Here is a 15,813-nt window from a genome sequence, read left to right on the forward strand (position 1 = left end):
GCTCCTTGCCATGGCGGCTAACCGTCGCCGATGTCGAACCCTTCGGCCTGCATCTTTTTCAACACGTCCTGCCAGCGCGACAGTTTTTTCGAGTTACTGCTGCGCTTGCCACCGTTCTTGCCCGGCAGGTACAGGCCTTCGGCGTTGAAGGCGTACACCGGCAGCAAGTCTTTACGTTGGGACGCGGGGCGGATATCGCCGATCAGGTTGTCCAGCACCAGTGGGTCAGCCGTGGGGGTACTGTAGAACGTCAGCACCATGTGCGCCTGGTTCTGGCTCAGGGCCTTGACGTAGGTGATGCGCAGTTTTTCGCTGGGAATGCCGAGCCGGCGCAGGCTGAAATATTTCGCCAGGGCGTAGTCCTCGCAGTCGGCGGCACCCTTGATCAGGGCTTCGACCGGCGTGGCCCAGTAATCGGTCTGTTGCCAGATGCGCGTGTCGTCCTGGAAATTCAACTGCTGATTGAAGAAGCGGTTCACCGCGTTGAGCTGCTCGGGTTCGGGGGCGCCGCGTGCGCTCTGCAGCAATTGACTCCATGCCTCGATCCGGCCTCGCGCCGGTCCAAGGGGGCCGTAGCGATTTTCAACGGATTGCAGAATCAGCGCAAAATCCCAGTCGGCCCGGACCCCGTTGAATACGGTCAGTAGCAAACCGGCCAGCAGTAACCGGCCGCCGAGCCGAATCCGGAGCGCTGGCCATCCTGGACTACGCAGACTACGGGCCATGTCTGGCTGCTCGAGTGTAGGTGGGTGAAGTTTAGGTGGAGTTTTTGCCGGGGTAGGGCAGGTCGTCGGACGGGGCTCGCCACAAATAGCTAACGGTGACTTCAGGATTTGCGCAGGGTTTTCTGCTTGAGGATGTAGAAAGTCACGAGCACCGCACTGGTCAGCATGAACCCCCGTGCCCAAGGCAGCGGCACCAGATAACAGGAGAACAGGATGCTCGCCCACATCAGGCCGATGGCGTAGACCTTGCCCTTGAGCGGGATGCCGTTGCCATCGAGGTAATCACGGATCCATGGACCAAGCCGTGGATGCTCAACCAGCCATTGATAGAAACGCGGGGAGCTGCGGGCGAAGCAGGCGGCCGCCAGTAGCAGGAAGGGGGTGGTGGGCAATACCGGCAGGAAAATCCCGATCACCCCCAGCGCTACGCTCAGCCAGCCGATGGTCAGCAGCACGTAGCGCAACATCAGGGGGCGGTTGCCTATGGGGTTGTCCATAGGCAGAACCTTAGTGGTGACGGGGCTTGAGAATCGCCGGTTTTTCGTCTGGTGCGTTGCACAGCAGGTACAGCGCGGTCAGGGCTTCCGGGATCTGCACGATCATGTCGTCCATCAGGTTGGCATCGGCGGCAATGTCGGAGAACTCCGGTTGCTCGTCGAACAGGCCCGAACCGACCATGATCGGCAGCAGCATTTCGCTGACTTCGTCTTCGGCGGTTTCGAACCAGGCTTCTTCGCGCAGGAACACGCCTTCCATGAAACCGATGCACCAGCCGCGCAGTTCGGAATCGTCCGGGTCGTCGCCCAGATCGAGGTCGCACGGCAGCTCGAACTCTTCGTCGGAGGCCAGTTGGCGGGCGATGTGGGCCTTGAGGCCGATCAGCGTGGCTTCGATCTCTTCGCGCTGGGCTTCGCCGCTGTAATGCGGCTCTTCGGCGAAAAGAGCGTCGATCCATTCACGGTCGGGAACCACTTCGGAACAGATCGACAGCGCGGTGAGGTAGCCGTGGGCGGCCACGTAGTCCAGCGCCTCGTCATGCAGTTCATCAGCGTCGAGGAAGACTTGCAGGCGGGTTAGTTGCTCAGCGAAGGACATTAAAGGACTACCTTGGGGAATGTTCGATGCGGGAATTCTAGGCCTTCTTGAGCGCTTGGGCCAGCCGCACGGCAAATACCATTGAGTTAAGGGCGCAATCAATGTGGGAGCGAGCTTGCTCGCGATGGCGGTGGGGCAGGCAACATCCATGGTGGCTGTGATGGCCTCTTCGTCGGAACGCCGCCCGGACCAAGCTCGCTCCCACAGGTTTTATGTTCCACAGGTTTGCGGGTGTCTTATCAGCGGTGCCCTTTGCCGGACGGGGCTCGGGTATACTCGCGCGTTTTGTGATGCCCTGCTGGCGTCACGGCTGAAATGTGAAGCGTCATGCAATGCGCACTTACGATTTGTCGGTGCAACGTTGCGGGTTCTGAACCAGCCTTGCAGGGATGTTTCGGTGATTTTTGGAGTTCCTATGCTCGAACAGGCTCAACGCGTCCTCAAGGACATCTTCGGCTACGACAGTTTCCGTGGCCGTCAGGGTGCAATCATTGAGCGCGTGGCCAGCGGCGGCGATGCCCTGGTCCTGATGCCTACCGGTGGCGGCAAGTCCCTGTGCTTCCAGGTGCCGGCGCTGTTGCGCGAAGGCCTGGCAGTGGTGGTCTCGCCGCTGATCGCTCTGATGGACGACCAGGTCGCCACCCTTGAAGAGCTGGGCGTGGCCGCCGCCGCGTTGAACTCCACCCTCAGCGCCGAGCAACAGCGCGACCTCGCCGCCCGCATCCGCCGCGGTGAAGTGAAGATGCTCTATCTGGCGCCGGAACGTCTGGTCCAGCCGCGCATGCTGTCCTTCCTGCAGGGGCTGAACATCGCCCTGTTCGCCATCGACGAAGCGCACTGCGTTTCGCAATGGGGCCACGATTTCCGCCCGGAATACCTGCAACTGGGCCAGTTGGCGGAAATGTTCCCCGATGTGCCGCGCATCGCCCTGACCGCCACGGCCGACAAGCGCACCCGGGAAGAAATCGTCACCCGTCTGCACCTGCAAGACGCCGAGCGCTTCCTGTCGAGCTTCGACCGACCGAACATCTTTTATCGCATTGTGCCCAAGGAACAGCCGCGCAAGCAGTTGCTGGCGTTCCTCGCCGAACGCCGTAGCGATGCGGGCATCGTGTATTGCCTGTCGCGCAAGAAAGTCGAGGAAGTCGCTGCGTTTCTCAGCGAGCAAGGCTTCCCGGCGCTGCCGTACCACGCCGGTCTGCCCAACGATTTGCGGGCTTACCATCAGAAGCGCTTCCTCAACGAAGAAGGCCTGATCATGGTTGCCACCGTGGCGTTCGGCATGGGCATCGACAAGCCCAACGTGCGTTTTGTCGCGCATCTCGATTTGCCGAAATCCCTGGAGGCCTACTATCAGGAAACCGGTCGCGGCGGCCGTGACGGCCTGCCGGCGGACGCCTGGATGGCCTACGGCCTGCAAGACGTGGTGATGCTCAAGCAGATGCTGCAGAACTCCGAAGGCGACGAGCGCCACAAACGCCTGGAGCAGCACAAGCTCGACGCCATGCTTTCCCTGTGTGAAGAAACCCGCTGCCGTCGGCAAACGCTGCTGGCCTACTTCGACGAGGACATGCCCCAGCCTTGCGGTCATTGCGACAACTGCGTCGACGGCGTGCAGACCTGGGATGCTACCGAGCCCGCGCGACAGGCGCTTTCGGCGATCTACCGCACCGGTCAACGCTACGGTGTCGGACACCTGGTGGATGTATTGCTGGGCAAGGACAACGAAAAGGTCCGCAACTTCGGCCATCAGCATCTTTCGGTGTTTGGTGTTGGCAAGGCGATGGCGGAGGGCGAGTGGCGCTCGTTGTTCCGCCAACTGGTGGCCCGAGGTCTGGCCGACATCGACCTCGAAGGCTACGGTGGCCTGCGCCTGAGCGACAGTTGCCGGCCGCTGCTCAAAGGTGAGGTGACCCTGGAGTTGCGCCGCGATCTCAAGGCGCAAACCGTGGCGAAAAGCAGCAAGAGCCAGGCGAGCCAGCTGGTCCGTGGCGAGGAGCGCGAACAGTGGGAAGCCCTGCGTGCCCTGCGGCGCAAGCTCGCCGAAGAACATGGCGTGCCGCCGTATGTCATCTTCCCCGACTCGACCTTGCTGGAGATGCTGCGCAGCCAGCCGACCTCGCTGGCGGAAATGGCCACGGTCAGCGGCGTTGGTGCGCGCAAGCTGGAGCGTTACGGCGAGGCCTTCCTCGAGGTGCTCGGCGGCCAGGTCGAGGCGCCGAAACCGGTGGCTGACGTGCGTCATGAACTGATCACTCTGGCGCGGGCCGGAATGACGCCGGTACAGATCGCCGGACAGTTGCAATGCTCGGAAAAGAACGTCTACACCATGCTGGCCGAAGCGATCGGCAAGCAGCAGTTGTCGCTGGAACAGGCGCTGGATCTGCCTGAAGATCTGATGGGTGAAGTGCAGGACGCCTTCCTTGACGGCGAAGGCGAGTTGCCGGCGGTTTCCGAGATTGCCGCGTTGTTCGCTGGCAGGGTGCCGGAAGGGGTGTTGTACTGCGTTYGGGCGGCCTTGCAGTCGGAATTCGAGATTTGAGGCACCTGTAGTGCTGATGTAACGATTCAGTACAGATCTAGCCTTGCCTCAAGTCGAGGCTCATGCTTAGCTGACTAATAATTAGTTTTTATTTATTTCAGTCTGATCATGAGTGTTTTATGCCGTTAACCGATCAACACCGCTTTGGCATGCAATTGGCCCAGATGTCCCGTGGCTGGCGTGCCGAACTGGACCGCCGACTGGCGGGTATGGGCTTGTCCCAGGCACGCTGGCTGGTGCTGCTGCACTTGGCGCGTTTCGAAGAAGCACCAACCCAGCGCGAGCTGGCACAAAGCGTCGGCGTCGAAGGCCCGACCCTGGCCCGTTTGCTCGACAGCCTGGAAAGTCAGGGCCTGGTGCAACGCCAGGCGGTGCTGGAAGACCGTCGGGCGAAAAAAATCGTTCTCTGCGCGCCGGCGCTTCCCCTGATCGAACAAATTGAAACCATTGCCACGCAACTGCGTCACGAGCTGTTCGAAGGCGTTGATGAGGCGGATTTGAAGGTGTGCATGCGGGTTCACGGGCACATCCTGGGCAACCTTGAAAAGTCTTGAGGCATAACCGACCCCCAGGTTTTTGAGAGACCGCATTGGGCAGACTATAAGAACTACTCGGCAATATCGTGTTCGTAACGGATGTACGAACGCGTACGGGTAGTTTCTGTAGATCTCAAGGATGCTCATGCTCAAGTGTTGGCGATTGGTTTTACGCGGTGGTTCTCAGTGGTTGCTGGCCGGGGCCACTGTCACTTATTCGGCATGGGCACCTGCGCTGGGCCTGGGTGAAATCACCCTGCATTCGGCGCTGAATCAACCGCTGCGTGCCGAAATCGCCCTGGTGGATGCGGCTGGCCTGGAAGAGGACGAGTTGTCGGTGCGCCTGGCAACGGCAGACGAGTTCAGCCGTGCCGGGGTCGACCGGGTATTTTTCCTCGACAACCTGAAGTTCACCCCGGTCCTGCGCGGTAATCGCTCCTTGATCCAGGTGACCTCCAGCAAACCGGTCAGTGAACCGTTCCTGAATTTCCTCGTGCAGCTCAATCAGCCCAACGGTCGGCTATTACGCGAGTACACGGTACTGATCGACCCGCCGGGTGCGCCAGGTGTTGTTCCCGCCACCGATGAACCGGTTTCCAGCTCTGCGGCGTCTGCATTTCCCAGTGTTCAACCGGTCGTCTTGCCGTCACCCGTGGCAAAGGCGACGCCGGAAACGGACGTTCCCGTGGTTGATCCCGCTGTCGAACAACTGGCCGCCAGCGCCCTGCAAAACCACTCGTTGCAAACCACTGTCGATGAGCTCAACGCGAAGCTTCAAGGCCAGGATGAGCTGATCGCCGGCCAGAAAGAGCAGTTGGCTGAGCTGCAAACCCAACTGGCGGAACTCAAGAAGGTAAAGGCGCAACCCATTGCTAATGACGCCGTGGCGCCAGCCCCCGCTATTGTTGAAAACCCCGGGATTGGCTGGCAGCCGATTGCCGGCGTGTCAGCGCTGATGGCGTTGCTGGCGCTGGGCTGGTTAGTTCGCCGCTGGCACCGGCAACATCAGGCCACAACGTCAGTGGCTCTGCCGTCGCCGCATGAGCCGTTGGCGGAGCTCTTTACCGAGCCAGTGATGTGGCCCCCCGTCATGCAACCGCCCACTGTGCATCGCGACGGGGTGCCAGCCAATGAAGGGCTTGAGCGGGTCGATAGTTGTCGTTCCCTCCCGGTCGCTGCTGCCGTGGTGGTGGTTCCGGGTTTGGCGATGTCCAGCGAATCCGCCACTGACGATGAATACCGGCTCAATCTGGAGGAGCTGTCGATGGCGTCGAGTTGGGACGTGATCAGCCCAAACGAGTACGAGCAGCCGGCTGCTCTGGCCATGATCGAGCCTGCGTTCGAGTTAGAGGCGCAACCTGCTTCGCCGTCCCGGCAGCCACCGGCCGGGCTATCATAGCGGCGTCGTCAAACTCTGGAGTTACGTCCCATCATGACCGTCAGCAAACCGGAAATCGTCATCACCTATTGCACACAATGCCAGTGGCTGTTGCGTGCGGCCTGGCTGGCCCAGGAACTGCTCAGCACCTTTGGTGATGACCTGGGCAAAGTCTCTCTGGTGCCGGGCACTGGCGGGGTCTTTCATATTTACTGTGACACCGTGCAGATCTGGGAGCGCAAGGCGGACGGTGGCTTCCCTGAGGCCAAAGTGCTCAAGCAGCGGGTCCGTGACCAGATCGACCCGGATCGCGACCTGGGCCACAACGACCGCACTCAGTGAGACGCAGCCTCCGCAGCAACGGCTTTCTTGCTGGAACCACCTGAGAACCTGCTGGACACCACAATCGCCATAATGATCAGCACGCCCCCGAGCAACATGCGCGGGGTCGGGTTTTCGTTGAACAGCAACCAGGCGACGGTGATGCCATAGACCGGCTCCAGGGCAAACACCACGGCGGCAGTGCGTGCCTTGATCACCGCGAGGCTGGCGACGAACAGACTGTGGGCGACACCGGTACAGAACACACCGAGCAGGCCGATCCACAGCCAGTCGATGGCACGCACTTCGCTCAATTGCGGCGCCGCCACCGGCAGCAGGCACAGGGCAACCACCACGTTCTGACACAGCGCTGCTTGTACTGGCGGGACGCGCCCGGAGCTGGCACGGTTGGTCAGCGACAGCAGGGCGAACAACAATCCGGAACCCACGGCCCACAGCAGGCCGGTGGTGGCGCCGCTGGCCAGATCAAAATCAGGCGTGACCAGCACCAGGCCGACACTCACCAGCAGCACCAGTACAATTTCATTGGTGCGAATGCGCTCGCGAAAGATCAGACCTTCAAGGACCACGGTAAATGCCGGGAAACTGGCGAAGCCGAGCGTTGCAATCGCCACGCCTGCGACTTTCACCGCAATGAAGAAACTCACCCAGTGCCCGGCCAGCAACAAGCCGCTGAGCAGCAGTCGACGCCAGTCCACGGCCTCGAGTTTCTGCCAGCGCGTCTGGCTGGCGAACCGTGCAAAGAACGCCAGCGCGAGCACGGCGAAAGCGGCACGGCCGAATACGATGATCGCCGGTGACGCGGCAGCCAGTTTGCCGAACACGCCGGTCAGGCCGAACATCAATGCGCCGATATGCAAGGCGCCAAGGGCAGTACGGGGAGTCATTGCAATCCTTAACGACAAACGAACAGAGGCCTCATTGAAGCGCGTAATCGCCCATCAAGTCTGTCGGCAGACTATCGTCCTTTGTCGCCAGCCTCGCGTCGCAGTTTCCCGGGCGATACCCCGAACTCGCGCAGCACCGCCGCCGCAAAGGCACTCTGGGAGCTGTAGCCGACACGGCAGGCAATCTCACCGATGGGCAGCGCCGAGTTGCGCAGCAAGCCCACGGCAATATGCAGGCGTCGGCTGCGGATGTAGTCCATTGGCGTCTGCCCGCATTCGGYCACGAATCGAGCATGCAAACGGGCACTGGAGAGGCCTGCCACACGGGCCAGGTCGGCCACCTGCAGCGGATACGCCGCGTACTGATCGATGTGTGCATTCAGCGCGGCATAGGGCAGGCGCCGACCGCCGAGCGTGTCGTGCCTGGCGTTGTTGAGACTGGCCAGTAACAGCACCGCGCCTTGTTGTGCGATCAGCGGATCATCGACCGGACTGTTCGCCAGCCAACTGACCAATTGGTTTTGCCCGGCGTCCAGGGGCAGGCGGCCGGCGTTGTCGAGCAAGCGTCGGCTGGATTYGGCGTGATCACCCAAGGACTCAGCTACCCATTGCTCGCTGGGCACATCCAGCACCAGGCAGCGACTGCCATTGGCACTGCCGCAAGCATGATGGGCGCCGGACGGCACCACGACGAAGCTCTGCTGCACCACCTGRCTGCCAMGSCCMTCGACCTCGAAATCCAGYGCRCCCGASAGYCCGAAYACCAGTTGMGCGTGTTCGTGGCTGTGGACGATCAGGTCGTGGCTGTATTGGCGGAGCGTGAGGATCGGTCTCATCGCAGGTCTCCCGTATCAGGCCGCCAGTCTACACCCGGGCAGGCTGATAAGCGCTGTCACACGACTGACTTGGTGCTGTCATGGACCATTAACTCGACCAGCGCAAACTTTATAAAACATGTCCAGAGGGTTGCCCATGACCAGCGCCGAGCTCGCCAAGCCCACTCGTAAGCAACGTGTGCGGACGCTATGGATTTCCGACGTGCATTTGGGCACGAGGGACTGTCAGGCTGAACACCTGTCGCAGTTTCTCAAGGGTTATCACGCAGACAAGATCTATCTGGTYGGCGACATCATCGACGGCTGGAAACTGCGGGGCGGCATGTACTGGCCACAGGCGCATACCAACGTGATCCGTCGCCTGTTGACCATGAGCAAGCGCGGCACCGAAGTGATCTACGTCACAGGCAACCATGACGAATTCCTGCGCCGTTATTCGAAGCTGATCCTGGGCAATATCCAGCTGGTGGACGAAGCCGTACACGTCACCGCCGACGGCCGGCATCTGCTGGTGATTCACGGCGACCAGTTCGATGTGATTACCCGTTACCATCGCTGGCTGGCCTTTCTCGGCGACTCGGCCTACGAATTCACCCTGACCCTCAACCGCTGGCTCAATCACTGGCGCGCGCGATATGGCTACGGCTACTGGTCGCTGTCGGCCTACCTCAAGCACAAAGTGAAAACCGCGGTCAGCTTCATCAGCGACTTCGAAGAAGCCATCGCCCACGAGTGTGTCAAACGCGAGCTGCACGGCGTGGTGTGCGGGCACATTCACCATGCCGAGATTCGCAAGGTCGGCGAGGTGGACTACCTCAATTGCGGCGACTGGGTGGAATCGTGCACCGCGCTGATCGAGCATTGGGATGGCTCGATCGAGTTGTATCGCCTGGCGGATGCCCAGGCGCGGGAGGCGCAGTTGAAGGCGACGAAAGTCGCCGAGTTGGCTTGATAATCACTGTGCCCGTGCGGACCTCATCGCGAGCAGGCTCGCTCCTACAGTAGATTTGTAGCGAACACAAAATCCGTGGCCGCCGCAAAACCTGTGGGAGCGAGCCTGCTCGCGATGGACCGCGAAGCGGTCCTGTCAGGCCGGCGCGTGCTCTTGCATCGCCGCCTTGTAAATCGAGTTCCTGGGGTGCGCAAACAGCCGCTGCATCATCGGTTCGAAGAAGCTCAACGGCAGCGTGTCGTACGCCGGATCAAACGCCGCCGCATCGTACCTGGCACAGAACTCGACGGTCGCCTGGTACTGCGGATGGTCCTGGAATTGCTCACGCAGATGGCGATCCATGCCCAGGTGATGGAAGAAGTAGTAGCCCTGGAAAATCCCGTGCTTTTCCACCATCCACAAGTTCTCGGCGCTGACGAACGGCTTGAGGATCGCCGCCGCGATGTCCGGGTGATTGTAGGAACCCAGGGTGTCGCCGATATCGTGGAGCAGGGCGCAGACCACGTATTCTTCGTCGCGGCCATCGCGCCAGGCGCGGGTGGCGGTTTGCAGGGAGTGGGTCAGGCGATCCACCGGGAACCCGCCAAAATCACCCTCCAGTAACTGCAGGTGCGCGGCAATCCGTGCCGGCAATTGTCGCGCATAGGCACTGAAGTCTGCGGCGATGATCGCCCAGTCTTCCTGCGTGCCATCCTTCATGTGGGTGAAGCGGGCATTGGCATTCACAGGCAACTCTCTTGTGACGGATGTCAGCTAGAAGGGAACGCGCCCCATAACCATGTCCCGGTACATGGCGAAATCACCGAGCAGGCTATAGAAGGGGTGTTGGAACGTCGCCGGACGGTTCTTTTCGAAGAAGAAATGCCCGACCCATGCAAAGCTGTAACCGGCCAGTGGCAGGGCCCACAACAGCATCCAGGTGCCCCGACCAATGGTCAGCGCCAGTATCAGGATAACCAGCGTCGTGCCGATAAAATGTAGTCGGCGACAGGTACTGTTGCTGTGTTCGCTGAGGTAATACGGGTAGAACTCAGCGAAACTGCTGAAACGTCTGATGTTTTCCACGACTGCGATCTCTGTGGTTATTGTTCTGACTGCAAGTTGTTCTGCGGGTAGCTTATTTGAGTCTAGAGTGATCAATGGCATCAGCCACTGACAATAGGCGCCACTTTAGTATCCTTCGGTCAATAGCCGTAGCATGCGGCTCACCAAGTAAGAAAACGCCATGAGCGAACGAACGACTTCTGCAAGCTGGGCGATGGGGATTGTCAAAGCGCTGGAGATGGACGGCCTGGATTGCCGGGTTCTGTTCAAACAGCTGGGGCTCGACTACGCGGCACTGGATGATCCGGATGCACGCTTCCCGCAAGATTCCATGACACGGCTGTGGCAACGCGCGGTCGAACTGTCCGGCAATCCGGCCATCGGCCTGAATATGGGCAAGGTGGTGCGACCGGCGCAGTTTCATGTGACGGGTTACGCCTTGATGTCCAGCCAGACACTGGCCGAAGGTTTTCAGCGTCTGGTGCGTTATCAGCGGATCATCGCCGAAAGCGCCGACCTGAGTTTCAAGCTGCTGGAAGAAGACTATGCGCTGATTCTGACGGTGCATGGCGACCATCTGCCGCCGACCCGGCAAAGCGCCGAAGCTTCGCTGGCCTGTGCCTTGGCGTTGTGCGGCTGGTTGACCGGGCGTACGTTGCAACCACGCAAAGTGTTGTTCCAAGGTGCCGAGCCGGCCAACCTGGAACCCTATAAGCAAGCCTTTCACGCACCGCTGTTGTTCAACGCACCTTACGATGCGCTGATTTTCGAGCGTTCGGACATGGAAGCGCCGTTGCCGACGGCCAACGAGGCGATGGCGTTGCTGCATGACCGCTTTGCCGGCGAGTACCTGGCGCGCTTTTCCGAAAGCCGCGTGACGCACAAGGCGCGGCAGGTGTTGTGCCGCCTGTTGCCCCAGGGCGAGCCCAAGCGCGACACCGTGGCGCAGACACTGCATCTTTCCCAGCGCACCTTGCAACGGCGCTTGCAGGAAGAGGGCACGAGTTTTCAGGCGCTGCTGGACGATACCCGGCGCGAACTGGCCGAGCAGTATCTGGCGCAACCGAACATGACCTTGCTGGAAATCGCTTACTTGCTGGGGTTTGCCGATCCGAGCAACTTCTTTCGCGCTTTCCGCCGCTGGTTCGACGCCACACCCGGCGAGTACCGGATGCGGCTGATGCAAGCACCTGACGCGGTCAATGACGCCAAAATGCCGGAATACACAGCACAAACACAGTAATGATCTCCAGTCGGCCGAGCAGCATGCCGAACGACAGAATCCACTTGGCGGCATCCGGCAGGGTCGCGAAGTTACCTGCCGGGCCGATGGTCTCACCGAGCCCGGGGCCGACACCGGACACGGTACTGGCCGCGCCGGTGAGGGCGGTCATCCAGTCCACGCCGAGCAGCGACAGCAGCAGCGCAATCACGCAGATGGTGATCGCAAAGAAGAACGAAAAGGTCAGGATCGAACGCACGATTTCTTCGTCGAGGCGGTGGCCGTTGTACTTCTGCTTGATCACCGCGCGCGGGTGTATCAGCTGGTTAAGGTTGGCCTTGAGCAGGATATAGGCCACCTGGAAGCGGAAAATCTTGATGCCGCCCGYGGTCGAGCCGGAGCAACCGCCGACAAACCCCAGATAGAAGAACAGCATCAGCGAGAAATTGCCCCACAGGCTGTAGTCCCCCAGCGCGAAACCGGTTGTGGTCACTACCGACGTCACGTTCAGCGCCACATGCCGCAACGCCTCCAGCCAATGCAGCTGGGTAGTCCACCAATACCAGGTGCCGAGTACCAGCCAGGTCACCAGCAGCATGCCGAGCAGGCCTTGAACCTGTTCATCCTTGATCAGCGCCCGACGGTTACCACGCAATGTTGCCACATACAGGGTGAACGGCAGGGCACCGAGAATCATGATGACGATCGCGACCCAATGCACCGCCGGTTGCGGCCACTTGGCCAAAGACTGGTCGGAGGTAGAGAAGCCACCGGTGGAAATCGCCGACATCGCATGGTTGATCGCATCGAACGGGCTCATCCCGGCCCACCAGAACGCCAGGCTGCCGACAATGGTAATGCCTACGTAGGCCGCCACGATCAGCCGTGCCACCATGTGCGAGCGGGGCATGACTTTTTCCGAGCGGTCCGACGATTCGGTCTGGAACAGCCGCATGCCACCGATGCGCAGCAGCGGCAGAATCGCCACCGCCATGCCGATGAAACCGATGCCGCCCAGCCAGTGCAGCAGGGAGCGCCACATCAGGATGCCGGGGGACATGGTGTCCAGACCGCTGAGTACGGTTGCGCCAGTGGCGGTGATGCCGGACATGCTTTCGAAGAATGARTCGGTGTAGCTGATGTGTTGGGTCAGCAGGAACGGCAGCGCGGCGAAGATGCATACCACCAGCCAACTGCTGACGGTCAGCAGGTACATGTCCCGGGGGCGCAAGTGAACGTGCTCGGGGCGCCCCGGAATCACCAGCGCCAAACCGGCGACAAAGGTGATCATGCTGGCCCAGAGGAACGAGGGCAGATCACTGGTGCGGTCGAAAATGACCAGCGTGGCCATGGGTATGACCATGGAGATCGCCAGCGTGATCAGGAAGATGCCGATGATGAAACCAATGATCCGTAAGGTCGGCAACGCCATGAGGTCCGCTCGGCTGATGGTGGAAAGGGCGCCATTCTACCCGTGAGGCAGGGCATGTAAACCGGCACTGTTGCGGCAGTTGCAGCTAGAATAGCCGCACAAATTTTTCAGGAGGTAGCCGATGCAGGCTCTCGACGCTTTGCTCAACCGTGTTTCCGTTCCACGACTGATTGATCCTGCACCCACTGCCGAGCAGCGCGAGGTGCTGTTCGGCGCCGCCATGCGCGCCCCGGACCACGGTCACTTGCAGCCGTGGCGCTTCCTGACGGTGGAAGGCGCGGCGCGCGAGCAAATGGGCGAGTTGCTGGCCGAAGCGGCGAAGCTTTCGGACGGCGAAGTCAGCGAAGCGGCCATCGACAAGGCGCGCAGTAATCCGCTGCGGGCGCCGTTGGTGGTGGTGGTAATTGCCCGGTTGCAGGATCACGTCAAGTATCCGAAGTCCGAGCAGTTGCTGGCGGCCGGCTGTGCGGCCCACGGGATTTTGCTGGCGGCGTATGCGCAGGGTATTGGTGCGGTATGGCGTACCGGTGACCTGGCTTATTCGCCGCATGTGGCCAAGGGGCTGGGGTTGGCGGAAGGGGAAGAGGTGATTGCTTTCCTGTACCTGGGCACGCCGCAGAAAGAACCGCGAGTGGCCGAGAAGGTGGACCTGGCCGAGTTCGTCAGCGCCTGGTCCGGTAAACCCTAAACCCTGTAGGAGCGCGATAGCGGCAGTACATTTAACATTGAAGTGACTGAAAAACCGCCATCGCGAGCAAGCTCGCTCCCACAGTAGATCTGTGTCATTCAGATAGTTGGGGGGACAGCCTCAGGGTTGTACGACAGCCCCCGGAACCAACGGCAACTCCAGACTGGCAATGAAACCGCCCTCGGGGTGATTGGCCAGCACCAGGCTGCCGCCATGTCGCTCCGCCGCGCGCCTGGCGATGGCCAGGCCCAGGCCGTGTCCGGCCGCTGTCTGCCCCGGCGCCCGATAGAACGGCTCACCGAGCTGGCTCAGATATTCGGCACTGACCCCTGGCCCGTGATCGCGCACGGTCACGACGATCCGCTCACCCTGACGCAGCGCCTGCAGTTCGATCGGCAGGCCATCCACCGGGTTGAAGCGCTGGGCATTGCGCAGCAAGTTGTCGACGGCCCGTTCGATCATGGTCGGCCAGCCCTTCAGATTCAGTTGCGATTCGGCTTCGAGGTGGACGAGCTGCTCGGGTGAACCGAGTTGCGCATCCTTTTGCAGGGTATTGAGCAAGGTGTTCAGGTCCACCTCTTCGGCACTGGCGTTATCGGAGTCGACCCGCGCCAGCACCAGGATTTCGCTGATCAACGCTTCCAGTCGGTCGCACTCACGGGTCAGGCGCGGCCAAAGCTGCTCCCGTTCCTGCGGGGTGGCCCGTTCGGCCAGCGCCAGCGCGATACGCAGACGGGCGAGGGGCGAACGCAGTTCGTGGGACACATCCCGCAGCAGTTGCCGCTGACTGCCAATCAGGCTTTGCAGGCGTGCGCCCATGCGGTTGAAGTCGTTGGCCAGGACGCCGAACTCATCGCGACGATTGGCCAGTTTGACCAGGCTGTTCTGTTGATAAGCGGTTTGTCCCAGGTCATGCACCGCTCCGCGCAGACGGCTGAGCGGGCGAGTGATGGAAAAGGTCACCAGCAGGCTGAACAGGGTCAGCACCACCAGGGCGATCCCCAGCGCACTGAGCGGCCAGAGCAGACTCTCGCGGTGCCAGGCGTCCAGTTCCGGGTGCGGGATACGGTAGATGAACAGGTAGGTGTCGCCGGTTTTTTCGCTGGTGAACTCATCGGTCAGACGCCGCCATGGCAAGCGTCGGTCATCATTGTTCTGACGCGCCTCAAAGGCCGCCGCACGTCTGGGGAAGGTGCCGCGAACAACCGGATCGCCGCTTTCGTTAAGCACCTGAACGTCGATGTGATACTGGCGTTTGCGTTGCTGGAGAATGTCTTGAGCTGCGTCTTCGCCCTGGCTTTCGTAGGTTTGCGTCCACTGTTCGGCCAGCGTGTTGAGGCCCGGGTGGCGGCTGAGAATCCATGCGTCCTGGTTGAGCATGTGCCCGAGCAGGATGGAAAGCCCTGCAACCAGAGCAATGGCCAGCCAGAAGCTGGCCAGGATACGCCAGAACAATGAACGCACGGAAAATCCTCAAGCAAACGCAACTAATGTGGGAGCGAGCTTGCTCGCGATTGCGTCGGCACATTCAACATCAATGTGACTGAAAGAACGCCATCGCGAGCAAGCTCGCTCCCATAGTGATTGGTGTGGTGTCAGACCCAACGGTATTGAGCCGTCGGGTCCAAGTTCAGCTCATTATTGCGCTTTTTGCGGTTGTTGCGCTTTCCAGGCTTTGAACTCGGCCCATTCAGCGCGACGCTCGGCCTGTTTTTTCTGGATTTCGTCGAATTTCTTCTGTTGATCCGGTTTCAGCACCGCGCGCACATCGGCTTCGGCTTTCTGGTGTTTGGCGGTCATCTCGTCTTTCATGGCTTTCTGGTCGGCTGGCGAGAGTTTTTCCAGGTACTTCTCGACCAGTTGCTTACGCTCGTGCATCTGCTGGCCCATGATCTTGCGGATCTGCTCGCGCTGTTCGCGGCTCAGGTCCAGTTGACTGTAGGGGCCTTTACCGTGCATGCCGTGCATCTGACCGCCATGGTGCGAACCGTCCATTGGCCCGTTCATCGAGCCATCGCCTTCTGGCATGGCCATGGCAACGGTCGGCAGGGCAGCAGCGAACATCAGAGCGATAAGAGTCTTGCGCATGGTGTATCTCCTTGTCTCGTTCCCGGTACGTTCCGGATGAGTACAG

General features: G+C 60.8%; 17 protein-coding genes. 7 read left to right on the plus strand and 10 right to left on the minus strand.

Annotated features, from left to right (window positions below; translation table 11 throughout):
- Positions 1-17: 17 nt before the first annotated feature.
- The 3 genes from lapG to AB4Z35_RS09620 all read right to left on the minus strand — a co-directional run bounded on the left by lapG (position 18) and on the right by AB4Z35_RS09620 (position 1,820).
- Positions 18-725, minus strand: coding sequence for a cysteine protease LapG (gene lapG / locus AB4Z35_RS09610; RefSeq protein WP_442096814.1), 708 nt, complete (start codon positions 723-725; stop codon positions 18-20).
- 101 nt (positions 726-826) lie between these two features.
- A complete protein-coding gene (locus AB4Z35_RS09615) occupies positions 827-1,222 on the minus strand; it encodes a YbaN family protein (RefSeq protein WP_008002791.1) in 396 nt (131 codons plus the stop codon).
- A gap of 10 nt (positions 1,223-1,232) precedes the next feature.
- Positions 1,233-1,820: a UPF0149 family protein gene (locus tag AB4Z35_RS09620; protein WP_007975277.1), complete on the minus strand. Its 588-nt coding sequence runs from the start codon at positions 1,818-1,820 to the stop codon at positions 1,233-1,235.
- A gap of 415 nt (positions 1,821-2,235) precedes the next feature.
- Here AB4Z35_RS09620 and recQ point away from each other — a divergent pair, with 415 nt between their 5' ends.
- The 4 genes from recQ to AB4Z35_RS09640 all read left to right on the plus strand — a co-directional run bounded on the left by recQ (position 2,236) and on the right by AB4Z35_RS09640 (position 6,618).
- A complete protein-coding gene (recQ, locus tag AB4Z35_RS09625) occupies positions 2,236-4,362 on the plus strand; it encodes a DNA helicase RecQ (RefSeq protein ID WP_442096815.1) in 2,127 nt (708 codons plus the stop codon).
- 119 nt (positions 4,363-4,481) lie between these two features.
- Complete coding sequence (locus tag AB4Z35_RS09630) at positions 4,482-4,916, plus strand: MarR family transcriptional regulator (protein WP_007975279.1); 435 nt, start codon at positions 4,482-4,484, stop codon at positions 4,914-4,916.
- Positions 4,917-5,043: 127 nt separating this feature from the next.
- Positions 5,044-6,297, plus strand: a complete 1,254-nt coding sequence (locus AB4Z35_RS09635) for a type IV pilus assembly protein FimV (protein WP_442096816.1) — start codon at positions 5,044-5,046, stop codon at positions 6,295-6,297.
- Between the two features lie 33 nt (positions 6,298-6,330).
- Positions 6,331-6,618, plus strand: coding sequence for a SelT/SelW/SelH family protein (locus tag AB4Z35_RS09640; RefSeq protein WP_008002795.1), 288 nt, complete (start codon positions 6,331-6,333; stop codon positions 6,616-6,618).
- Here AB4Z35_RS09640 and AB4Z35_RS09645 read toward each other — a convergent pair.
- A complete protein-coding gene (locus tag AB4Z35_RS09645) occupies positions 6,612-7,505 on the minus strand; it encodes a DMT family transporter (RefSeq protein ID WP_442096817.1) in 894 nt (297 codons plus the stop codon). The genes AB4Z35_RS09640 and AB4Z35_RS09645 overlap by 7 nt on opposite strands.
- A gap of 71 nt (positions 7,506-7,576) precedes the next feature.
- Positions 7,577-8,341 (minus strand): AraC family transcriptional regulator, encoded by a 765-nt coding sequence (locus AB4Z35_RS09650; RefSeq protein WP_442096818.1) that lies wholly within the window; start codon positions 8,339-8,341, stop codon positions 7,577-7,579.
- Positions 8,342-8,477: 136 nt separating this feature from the next.
- Here AB4Z35_RS09650 and AB4Z35_RS09655 point away from each other — a divergent pair, with 136 nt between their 5' ends.
- Complete coding sequence (locus tag AB4Z35_RS09655; RefSeq protein ID WP_442096819.1) at positions 8,478-9,293, plus strand: UDP-2,3-diacylglucosamine diphosphatase; 816 nt, start codon at positions 8,478-8,480, stop codon at positions 9,291-9,293.
- Between the two features lie 135 nt (positions 9,294-9,428).
- On the opposite strand, the gene AB4Z35_RS09660 is transcribed toward AB4Z35_RS09655, so the two are convergent.
- On the minus strand, positions 9,429-10,019 hold the full coding sequence (locus tag AB4Z35_RS09660; RefSeq protein WP_442096820.1) for an HD domain-containing protein: 591 nt from the start codon (positions 10,017-10,019) through the stop codon (positions 9,429-9,431).
- A gap of 27 nt (positions 10,020-10,046) precedes the next feature.
- Complete coding sequence (locus AB4Z35_RS09665; RefSeq protein WP_008002802.1) at positions 10,047-10,358, minus strand: DUF962 domain-containing protein; 312 nt, start codon at positions 10,356-10,358, stop codon at positions 10,047-10,049.
- Positions 10,359-10,518: 160 nt separating this feature from the next.
- Here AB4Z35_RS09665 and AB4Z35_RS09670 point away from each other — a divergent pair, with 160 nt between their 5' ends.
- Positions 10,519-11,580 (plus strand): AraC family transcriptional regulator, encoded by a 1,062-nt coding sequence (locus AB4Z35_RS09670; RefSeq protein ID WP_442096821.1) that lies wholly within the window; start codon positions 10,519-10,521, stop codon positions 11,578-11,580.
- Here the strand turns inward: AB4Z35_RS09670 and AB4Z35_RS09675 are convergent.
- A complete protein-coding gene (locus AB4Z35_RS09675) occupies positions 11,537-12,991 on the minus strand; it encodes a TrkH family potassium uptake protein (RefSeq protein ID WP_442096822.1) in 1,455 nt (484 codons plus the stop codon). The two genes, AB4Z35_RS09670 and AB4Z35_RS09675, sit on opposite strands and share 44 nt — an antisense overlap.
- Before the next feature lie 121 nt (positions 12,992-13,112).
- Here AB4Z35_RS09675 and AB4Z35_RS09680 point away from each other — a divergent pair, with 121 nt between their 5' ends.
- The gene (locus AB4Z35_RS09680) at positions 13,113-13,679 is read left to right on the plus strand and encodes an NAD(P)H nitroreductase (RefSeq protein WP_442096823.1); all 567 of its coding nucleotides are present in this window, start codon (positions 13,113-13,115) and stop codon (positions 13,677-13,679) included.
- 120 nt (positions 13,680-13,799) lie between these two features.
- Here the strand turns inward: AB4Z35_RS09680 and AB4Z35_RS09685 are convergent, their stop codons facing one another.
- Together AB4Z35_RS09685 and AB4Z35_RS09690 are read right to left on the minus strand one after the other, a co-directional pair.
- Positions 13,800-15,143 (minus strand): ATP-binding protein, encoded by a 1,344-nt coding sequence (locus tag AB4Z35_RS09685; protein WP_442096824.1) that lies wholly within the window; start codon positions 15,141-15,143, stop codon positions 13,800-13,802.
- 174 nt (positions 15,144-15,317) lie between these two features.
- Positions 15,318-15,767: a Spy/CpxP family protein refolding chaperone gene (locus AB4Z35_RS09690; RefSeq protein WP_442096825.1), complete on the minus strand. Its 450-nt coding sequence runs from the start codon at positions 15,765-15,767 to the stop codon at positions 15,318-15,320.
- Positions 15,768-15,813: the final 46 nt, after the last annotated feature.

Source organism: Pseudomonas sp. KB_15, from assembly GCF_052114525.1.
GTDB lineage: Bacteria > Pseudomonadota > Gammaproteobacteria > Pseudomonadales > Pseudomonadaceae > Aquipseudomonas.

What these genes read in the sequence shown, in the direction of transcription:
- lapG (WP_442096814.1), bottom strand. Translation starts at nt 725, where the DNA reads ATGGCCCGTAGTCTGCGTAGTCCAGGATGGCCAGCGCTCCGGATTCGG.
- AB4Z35_RS09615 (WP_008002791.1), bottom strand. Translation starts at nt 1,222, where the DNA reads ATGGACAACCCCATAGGCAACCGCCCCCTGATGTTGCGCTACGTGCTG.
- AB4Z35_RS09620 (WP_007975277.1), bottom strand. Translation starts at nt 1,820, where the DNA reads ATGTCCTTCGCTGAGCAACTAACCCGCCTGCAAGTCTTCCTCGACGCT.
- AB4Z35_RS09630 (WP_007975279.1), top strand. Translation starts at nt 4,482, where the DNA reads ATGCCGTTAACCGATCAACACCGCTTTGGCATGCAATTGGCCCAGATG.
- AB4Z35_RS09635 (WP_442096816.1), top strand. Translation starts at nt 5,044, where the DNA reads ATGCTCAAGTGTTGGCGATTGGTTTTACGCGGTGGTTCTCAGTGGTTG.
- AB4Z35_RS09640 (WP_008002795.1), top strand. Translation starts at nt 6,331, where the DNA reads ATGACCGTCAGCAAACCGGAAATCGTCATCACCTATTGCACACAATGC.
- AB4Z35_RS09645 (WP_442096817.1), bottom strand. Translation starts at nt 7,505, where the DNA reads ATGACTCCCCGTACTGCCCTTGGCGCCTTGCATATCGGCGCATTGATG.
- AB4Z35_RS09670 (WP_442096821.1), top strand. Translation starts at nt 10,519, where the DNA reads ATGAGCGAACGAACGACTTCTGCAAGCTGGGCGATGGGGATTGTCAAA.
- AB4Z35_RS09680 (WP_442096823.1), top strand. Translation starts at nt 13,113, where the DNA reads ATGCAGGCTCTCGACGCTTTGCTCAACCGTGTTTCCGTTCCACGACTG.
- AB4Z35_RS09690 (WP_442096825.1), bottom strand. Translation starts at nt 15,767, where the DNA reads ATGCGCAAGACTCTTATCGCTCTGATGTTCGCTGCTGCCCTGCCGACC.